The 5,074-nt window shown below is 50.2% G+C and carries 5 protein-coding genes and 2 pseudogenes; 1 reads left to right on the forward strand and 6 read right to left on the reverse strand.

Annotated features, from left to right (window positions below; translation table 11 throughout):
• Nucleotides 1-143 precede the first annotated feature (143 nt).
• The 4 genes and pseudogenes from MMB74_RS27150 to MMB74_RS27165 all read right to left on the reverse strand — a co-directional run.
• Nucleotides 144-443: pseudogene (locus MMB74_RS27150) on the reverse strand (transposase DNA-binding-containing protein); the annotation flags it as partial.
• Between the two features lie 147 nt (nucleotides 444-590).
• Complete coding sequence (locus MMB74_RS27155; protein ID WP_277431694.1) at nucleotides 591-1,169, reverse strand: hypothetical protein; 579 nt, start codon at nucleotides 1,167-1,169, stop codon at nucleotides 591-593.
• Nucleotides 1,170-1,630: 461 nt separating this feature from the next.
• Complete coding sequence (locus MMB74_RS27160; RefSeq protein ID WP_277431695.1) at nucleotides 1,631-2,152, reverse strand: hypothetical protein; 522 nt, start codon at nucleotides 2,150-2,152, stop codon at nucleotides 1,631-1,633.
• On the reverse strand, nucleotides 2,152-3,300 hold the full coding sequence (locus tag MMB74_RS27165; RefSeq protein WP_277431696.1) for a hypothetical protein: 1,149 nt from the start codon (nucleotides 3,298-3,300) through the stop codon (nucleotides 2,152-2,154). The genes MMB74_RS27160 and MMB74_RS27165 overlap by 1 nt, the downstream gene beginning before the upstream one ends.
• Nucleotides 3,301-3,512: 212 nt before the next feature.
• On the opposite strand from MMB74_RS27165, the pseudogene MMB74_RS27170 reads away from it, so the two are divergent.
• Nucleotides 3,513-3,698: pseudogene (locus MMB74_RS27170) on the forward strand (IS5/IS1182 family transposase); the annotation flags it as partial.
• 140 nt (nucleotides 3,699-3,838) lie between these two features.
• On the opposite strand, the gene MMB74_RS27175 reads toward MMB74_RS27170, so the two are convergent.
• Both MMB74_RS27175 and MMB74_RS27180 read right to left on the reverse strand, forming a co-directional pair.
• Nucleotides 3,839-4,372 carry a hypothetical protein gene (locus MMB74_RS27175; RefSeq protein ID WP_277431697.1) on the reverse strand — a complete coding sequence of 178 codons (534 nt, stop codon included), beginning with the start codon at nucleotides 4,370-4,372 and terminating at the stop codon, nucleotides 3,839-3,841.
• A gap of 15 nt (nucleotides 4,373-4,387) precedes the next feature.
• Nucleotides 4,388-5,074, reverse strand: a 687-nt coding sequence (locus MMB74_RS27180; RefSeq protein ID WP_277431698.1) for a glycoside hydrolase family 104 protein, incomplete at its 5' end; no start/stop codon positions are given.

Raw genomic sequence — 5,074 nt, forward strand, 5'->3', positions numbered from 1 at the left:
CGCGCGTCGGTTGCACTTTGACCCACGGCGCGTTGCCGGCGTCTTTTGCAAGAGACTTGAGCATCAGGCCGCGTTTAACCGTCTCCGTGGCATCGGCCACATCGACCAGCATCGCGCCCGAAGCCACTTCCGATCGCCTCCAGACCGTTGAAGTCAAGCTCGGTGGTGTCTTGAAGACAGAGCACGACCTGATGCGTTTGCATCCGCTTTTGCGTCTGCTGCCAATGCGGCTCCAGAATCGCATGCCACTGGACCTTCTCGTTATCGAAGAAGCGGTACGCCGCTATCGTTTCGCTCCAACCGTGGCATGCCTGCGGCACGCTGGCCGTCGGCTCGGCCGCCATCCTTTCCATTAAAAGCCTCGCTCGCTTGTTCAGGCGCGCGTCGCCAAGGTCCAGTTGCTCGAATTCCGTTTGTGTCCAGGGCGTCGATTCGGTGAACAAGGCGTCCGCTCAAAAGCGGAGAGTAAACGCGAAACGCGAAACGCGGACAGTTTACAAGCGCTGCTGTATATCATTGAAAGTAAACGGGCTTCGTCGCCTGCGCCGAACGACCGGGACGTTGTGTATAACGACATGCGCCAACCTAGCTCACGGGAGCTTCTTGTCCTGACATGCAATGAAATAAATGCCTACGGACGCCAATATTGTTCTATTTTCATTTTTTATAAAGCTGAAAGTCAAATTCTGTAGTCGTTGAGACATCACGCACTGCGTACCTACGGCCGTGAACTCTACGTCTCGCACACATTCATTCTTGGGAAAATGCGTTGACGTTCTCCCATTATCGACGGACAACTGGCGCCCCCTTAACTCACCCTTGATATAGGAAAAAGTAGGCTGATCGAGCCCTTTCATATTCTCAAATAATGGTTTGTGTTCGTCGAACGTGGTCATCAACCAATCGATTTTTTCGCCGACAGGCCTTCCACTGCTCTGCAGCGCTGCACCATTGATAACGTTGGTCAATAACTTAAATTTTGACTGATCGACGTAATTGTCAAATGCGGCATGATCGGGAAAGGTAGAAAAGAACTCCCGCTTGATTCTGGAAACGTCACTCGCGGATAGGCAAATAGACAGTGGGCCCGCACGCACGCCAGTGCATCCAAAAATAGCGGCCACACCCACAACCAGCGGTAGTATTTTCTGGAGCTTAGCGAGTGCCATGATCTTTCGGGTCCTTAATATGATGAACCTTGTTCAAGTCGACCGCCGATGCTTCGGGCAGCGAGAGGCACTTAGCGATATCCAGTTGTGCGAAGGGCAAGTAAGTCAACGGCACGTAATATCCGTGGATTTTCAATGGTTTGAACTCGGCGAAATCAATCGTGCCCCCGAACGATCCCCAGCGCTGAGACGATCTGGAAGGGATTTACGAAAATTCTTATCGCCGCGGAAACCACGCGCTTATTACGCGATGACGGCGACACCGACATTTTTGTATAACGACATGCCCTTACCCTGTACGATTCCTCATCCGCAACCGAAACAGCTAGCGCACCACGCCATAAACCGAAAAGCGTACCCAGCCCCAACGAGATCCATACAAAGTTTCTCTTTGTCAATTTATAATAACTCTGATTGGTGCATGCATGCGCCACACTCGCCGTTCAGTGTATTAAACTCGTCTACTCCATATAAGGAGTATGGCGCCCGACGAATTTAGCACCATCGAAGCTCCAACAGAGCTTGCCACTATCAATTTGCCGATACGCAACAATAGCTCCAGAAATGCAGACGCGATTGCTATTAAGATCATACAAAATATGACCATAACCATGTATATTGCCTTTCGCATCGACATCACCTGAATACGAGTCGAACGGGAGTGGATAAGCGATTCCTGTTTTTGAGTCTATAGCAACGACCGAATGCTCGTAATATTTTTTACGCTCGAGCATAATCAAAAGAATATAATGGTGGTTGAAATTCGGGGCCATTGCCGCAATAGCACGCTTTATTTCATCGACATGCCTTTCGTCACAAAATTGAATTGGACTATATTGAAAAGAGCATCCTTCCCCGGAAGGGTAATCAATTTGCACCTTTTCGAATGGATGATTACCCAACTGCATCGCAGCCTCTGCGGCATTGGCATGACTAACCGCAACAATCAGTGAAACCAGAAGCGTTACCAGTGTCACTTTCATCAAATTCCTCTCTCTTGCGCAATCTTATTTAGCAAATCGACCAGCTTATTGGTCGATGCCTGATATGCGTGATTGGCACGACTTTCATAGTACGACATTGTGCCATCCGAAATCTTGCCACTATTAATCTTTGCGCCTTTCGGTGCCGCTATCGACGCCCAGCACTTGGCCGTCGCCAATTGTGCGTCGTACACGGTACCGCGGCCATACTTCACAAATCGGGCCAAACCTTCGCCACCGGCGTCGTTGATGAGGAAGTCACGAAATACGCGCTCTTGCATATTCACGTCATATTTTTCATTTCCGCTAAGACCGAGAGCGTTCCTCGCCGCCCGCAGCGTACTCAACGTTGTCTCATATTTCCCAGTCGCAAAAAAGCGATTTGGGTCGGTCCCGGAAAGCGATTCCGTGGTAAGAATATCATTAATGGTTTTATGTGTCACCGTTCCCGCTGGCGGATGCGGGAAGGAATGTCCCACCCGTCTACCAGGCATATCTTTCGTTCCGCTGTTATACGACTCATACCCGCCTTCGCCCGCGAACATTAGCGAATACGATTCGTAGTCATTTTCCACAGCTTTCTGCAAATATTCTACCGAATGCTTCAACGATTCACCAATCACTCTAACAAAAGCAATTCCATGGGCGGTACCATCGACCTTCTTATCAAGCAAATCAATACCGTAACCGACGAGAGCTGCAACAACGAGCGTGCCAATTACGATAGCCGATACCGGCACCATGATCGACCCCGCCAATAGCGCAACCGCCGCTCCGACGACAGCTGACGCGATCGCGGCACTTATGCCCGCCTTTAGAAAATCAATTCCGAGCTTTCCTAGCAAATCGGCAAAATCTTTGCTCCGCTTCCCATCGGGTCCTATCTGTTCGTAATCGCGCGGCCACTCCGCAGCGTCGAGGGTCATAGTAAATATCAATGCGATTAACCCGGCCTTCTTTGCCACACCTCTGATTCCCTCCCACGCCGCGGCCGTACCCGACTCGACGCTACCGGCCCCACCGGCAATTGTCAGCACTTTTTCGTGCTTAACGCCATAGCGGGAGGCCGTTATCAATCTACGCGATCGCGGATTCCCTGTGAATACGACATACCAGCGCTCGCCAGCATTCTTGTGGACTATCTTCATCAAACGGAATCGTTCAGACCACAGTTCTTTAATCCACGCCTTGTTGTCGTTGAGGAATGCTGTCGTACCCGCAAGCTGCCCGAGCAACCAGTTTCGAATTGCAATCTTGCTCGCATCAATCGCTGTTTCATCCTTGCCCCCGGCGGCAACCTGATCCGAGATTTCCTGAGGAATCGACTGTCTGTCTACCTCTACAATGTGGGCGTGTTGCGGGCTACGCCATCAGCCAGCGCAAGCGCAAATGCATCGAGCAGGTGTTTGGCTGGGGCAAGACGATTGGCTGGATTCGGCAGGTCATGTGTCGCGGGCGCGAGCGAGTCGAACAATCGTTCCTGCTGACGCGGGCGGCCTACAACCATCGCACGCACATGCGAACGCTCGCGGCAAAAGCGGCGTAGCGGCGAAAGTTGGCGAGGAAACGACATCGAATCGGCCCGAATTAAGGAAATCCAGCATCAAATCGACACCCTCAAAATCGGCGTAGCACCTCTTGGAAAAGCTATCGTCTCGCCATGAGGGAGGATACTTCAACAGTCTGCTAATGACTGTCGCACCCGCTTATCGTTGCCGTGATAGGCTTGATCACGTCGTCATTCTGACTAAACAGAAATACGCGTTCGCGGCATTCGGCTGGACGATCACCAGATGCGTCGATATGATACTGCGCCACTATCATCGCGCTAGCCGGACGAGTCACCAAGTCCGTTATATATGAACGGCCATCTTTCGTTCTAGTAGGCTTTTCACCGTCCGATGAAAACATATCCAGAGCTTTTGAATCACTTCCAGTAGATAAATCAGATAATGTATAGTAACGACATTCGGTTCCACAACTGTGAAGGCCGACATGGTACTTCCCCGAAAAGTTAATTGTAGGTGGAGCCACCTCCTTCCCCATATCGTCCCGCCACGTATCTCCAGATTTTACGTAATACGACGGAATTAGAAGCCTCCCAGTATAGAGGGGCATCGGATAGTCTGAAAATTTAGGTCTTTGATGATTATTCTCCGCCAGAGTCGAAAAACTAAAGAGTACCCCAAAAAAGAATACACAAATAAATTTGGTTTTCATTGCAATACATCCACGTTATTTGATCAAATCATCTAGGGCACCAACAGAAACTGCAAGATCACTTTTGCCGCTCAATTCATCGTCCAGATATTGCGAAAATTTTTCCTTGACCTTGTCCATAGAGACCCCACCTTGCTGGTATACGTCACCCGGGAGGCTAGCCCATTCTCTGTTACATTGATCATCAAAAATCGCACGCTCCAAGTTTCCCAACTTTATATCACCAATGGCGTGCCTTTTGAATTTCAGAAGAATGACGCAAAATCTATCCTGATTAGCCGGCGAAAAATCATCAATACCGTATTTTGTTCGATATTGTACATTTGCCGGATCATCCCATGTATATCCCATTACCTGATAAGCACCGGCGGCCGTGGATTTTAGCGTCTTGCCTTTGCTGTTCGTCCTCGTAATCAAGATCCGAGGATGATCCCTAAAGTCTCGTCCATAATTTTTAACAAAAGATTCTCCCCCAAACAATCGCGCATACCCCGCTGCCCCCTCCGTACCCTCGCCGACGCGAATCATACGCAGGAATGCTCTCACTCTAGCCTCTTCAATGGTCAGCAACGTGGTAACAAAATTCCCCACCAACCCCACCGGATGAAAATGATAAACCGCCGGATCGGCAGGCAACCCAGCAACTCCATGCACCTTATCCCACCATCGCAGCTTCTCTATCCGCTCGAGCTCGGCCTGCCA

It is taken from the genome of Trinickia sp. Y13 (assembly GCF_029522115.1).
Lineage (GTDB): Bacteria > Pseudomonadota > Gammaproteobacteria > Burkholderiales > Burkholderiaceae > Trinickia.

Coding starts and splice junctions, on each gene's coding strand:
- MMB74_RS27155 (WP_277431694.1), bottom strand. CDS start 1,169: ATGGCACTCGCTAAGCTCCAGAAAATACTACCGCTGGTTGTGGGTGTG.
- MMB74_RS27160 (WP_277431695.1), bottom strand. CDS start 2,152: ATGAAAGTGACACTGGTAACGCTTCTGGTTTCACTGATTGTTGCGGTT.
- MMB74_RS27165 (WP_277431696.1), bottom strand. CDS start 3,300: ATGAAGATAGTCCACAAGAATGCTGGCGAGCGCTGGTATGTCGTATTC.
- MMB74_RS27175 (WP_277431697.1), bottom strand. CDS start 4,372: ATGAAAACCAAATTTATTTGTGTATTCTTTTTTGGGGTACTCTTTAGT.